The sequence below is a fragment of the Streptomyces sp. NPDC031049 genome (genome assembly GCF_055571015.1).
In genome coordinates, this window is record NZ_JBVIGC010000046.1 from 1 (window position 1) to 2,884 (window position 2,884).

2 protein-coding genes are annotated in these 2,884 nt (G+C 68.7%); both read right to left on the minus strand.

The genetic code is table 11. The features are described from left to right. Window positions 1-2: 2 nt before the first annotated feature. A complete protein-coding gene (locus ACZ45Q_RS34015; RefSeq protein WP_468269066.1) occupies window positions 3-1,052 on the minus strand; it encodes a 2-oxoacid:ferredoxin oxidoreductase subunit beta in 1,050 nt (349 codons plus the stop codon). Further along, window positions 1,045-2,884 (minus strand): 2-oxoacid:acceptor oxidoreductase subunit alpha (locus tag ACZ45Q_RS34020; RefSeq protein ID WP_468269069.1); only part of this gene is annotated, 1,840 nt, incomplete at its 5' end. The genes ACZ45Q_RS34020 and ACZ45Q_RS34015, both read right to left, overlap by 8 nt.

Consider the following 2,884-nt stretch of genomic DNA (forward strand, 5'->3'; position numbering starts at 1 on the left):
GGTCAGCCGACGACGGTCCAGGTGTCGTTGCCGGTGAGGAGGGCGGCGAGGTCGCCTTTGCCGTGTTGTTCGACGGCGGTGTCGAGCTGGTCGTTCATCCGGGTGTCGTAGACGGGCCGGTCCACGGAGCGGAACACGCCGATCGGGGTGTGGTGGAGGGTGTCGGGGTCGGCGAGCCGGGACAGGGCGAAGGCGGTGGTGGGGGAGGCGGCGTGGGCGTCGTGGACGAGGACGTCGGCCGCGTTGGCGTCGGTGACCGTCACCACCTTCAGGTCCCCGGTGGCCGGGTCGCGGACGACGCCTTTCGTCCCGTCGGGTCCGAAGCGGATGGGCTGGGCGTGCTGGAGGCGGATGACGGCTTCCTCGGCCTGCTGTTTGTCCTTGAGGGCGTCGAAGGCGCCGTCGTTGAAGATGTTGCAGTTCTGGTAGATCTCGATCAGTGCGGTGCCGGGGTGGGCGGCGGCCTGCCGCAGGACCTCGGTGAGGTGGGCGCGGTCGGAGTCGATGGTGCGGGCGACGAAGGAGGCTTCGGCGCCCAGGGCGAGGGAGACGGGGTTGAAGGGGGCGTCGAGGGAGCCCATCGGCGTCGATTTGGTGATCTTGCCGGTCTCGGAGGTCGGGGAGTACTGGCCCTTGGTCAGGCCGTAGATCCGGTTGTTGAACAGCAGGATCTTGAGGTTGACGTTGCGGCGCAGGGCGTGGATGAGGTGGTTGCCGCCGATGGACAGCGCGTCGCCGTCACCGGTGACGACCCACACCGACAGGTCGGGGCGGGAGGCGGACAGGCCGGTGGCGATGGCGGGGGCGCGGCCATGGATGGAGTGCATCCCGTAGGTGTTCATGTAGTACGGGAAGCGGGAGGAGCAGCCGATGCCGGAGACGAAGACGATGTTCTCGCGGGCCAGGCCGAGTTCGGGCATGAAGCCCTGCACGGCGGCGAGGATGGCGTAGTCGCCGCAGCCGGGGCACCAGCGCACTTCCTGGTCGGACTTGAAGTCCTTCATGGACTGCTTGCCCTCGGCCTTGGGGACCAGCTTCAGTGCCTCAGTCATCGATGTGCTCCTTCAGCACGGCGGCGAGCTGTTCGGCCTTGAACGGCATGCCGTTGACCTGTGTATGGCTGCGGGCGTCCACCAGATACCTGGCGCGGATCAGCGTGGCGAGCTGGCCGAGGTTCATCTCCGGGATCACCACCCGCTCATAGGCGGCCAGGACCTCGCCGAGATTCTTCGGGAAGGGGTTGAGGTGGCGCAGGTGGGCCTGGGCGATCCGGCCGCCCCCGCGGCGGATGCGGCGCACCGCGGCGGTGATCGGCCCGTAGGTGGAGCCCCAGCCCAGGACCAGGGTGCGGGCGCCGTCGGGGTCGTCGGTCTCGATGTCGGGCACGGTGATGTGGTCGATCTTGGCCTGGCGGGTGCGGACCATGAAGTCGTGGTTGGCCGGGTCGTAGGAGATGTTCCCGGTGCCGTCCTGCTTCTCGATCCCGCCGATACGGTGCTCCAGCCCCGGCGTGCCCGGCACCGCCCACGGCCTCGCCAGCGTGTGCGCATCCCGCTTGTAGGGCCAGAACACCTCACGGCCGTCGGCCAGCGTGTGGTTGGGGCCCTGCGCGAACCGCACCCCCAGATCCGGCAGCTCCTCCAACTCCGGGATCCTCCACGGCTCGGACCCGTTGGCCAGATACCCGTCGGAGAGCAGGAACACCGGGGTGCGGTAGGCCAGCGCGATCCGCGCCGCCTCCAGCACGGCGTCGAAACAGTCCGCCGGCGTGCGCGGCGCCACCACCGGCACCGGCGCCTCACCGTTACGGCCGTACATCGCCTGCAGCAGATCCGCCTGCTCGGTCTTGGTCGGCAGCCCCGTCGACGGCCCGCCCCGCTGGATGTCCACCACCAGCAGCGGCAGCTCCAGCGAGACCGCCAGCCCGATCGTCTCCGACTTCAACGCCACACCCGGACCCGACGTGGTCGTCACCGCCAGCGACCCGCCGAACGCCGCACCCAGCGCCGCCCCGATCCCGGCGATCTCGTCCTCCGCCTGGAAGGTACGCACCCCGAAATTCTTGTGCCGGCTCAGCTCATGCAGGATGTCCGACGCCGGCGTGATCGGATACGACCCCAGGAACAACGGCAGATCCGCCTGCCGCGAGGCCGCGATCAGCCCGTAGGCCAGCGCCAGATTCCCCGAGATGTTGCGGTACACCCCCGGCGGGAACGCCGACCCTGCCGGCGCCACCTCATAGGAGACCGCGAAGTCCTCCGTGGTCTCCCCGAAGTTCCAGCCCGCCCTGAACGCCGCGATGTTCGCCTCCGCGATCTGCGGCCTCGTCGCGAACTTCGACCGCAAAAACCGCTCCGTGCCCTCCGTCGGCCGGTGATACATCCACGACAGCAGCCCCAGCGCGAACATGTTCTTGCTGCGCTCGGCCTCCTTCCGGGACAGCCCGAACTCCGCCAGCGCCTCCACCGTCAACGTCGTCAACGGCACCCGATGCACCCGGAAACCCTCCAGCGAACCGTCCTGAAGCGGATCACCGGCATACCCGACCTTCTGCAACGCCCGCCGCGTGAACTCGTCCGTGTTCACGATGATCTCCGCACCCCGCGGCAGATCCCCGACATTCGCCTTCAACGCCGCCGGATTCATCGCCACCAGCACATCCGGCGCATCCCCCGGCGTGAGAATGTCATGATCGGCGAAATGCAGCTGGAACGACGACACCCCCGGCAACGTCCCGGCCGGCGCCCGGATCTCCGCCGGAAAGTTCGGCAACGTCGACAGATCGTTCCCGAACGACGCCGTCTCCGACGTGAACCGGTCACCCGTGAGCTGCATACCATCACCCGAGTCACCGGCAAACCTGATGATCACCCGGTCCAGCCGG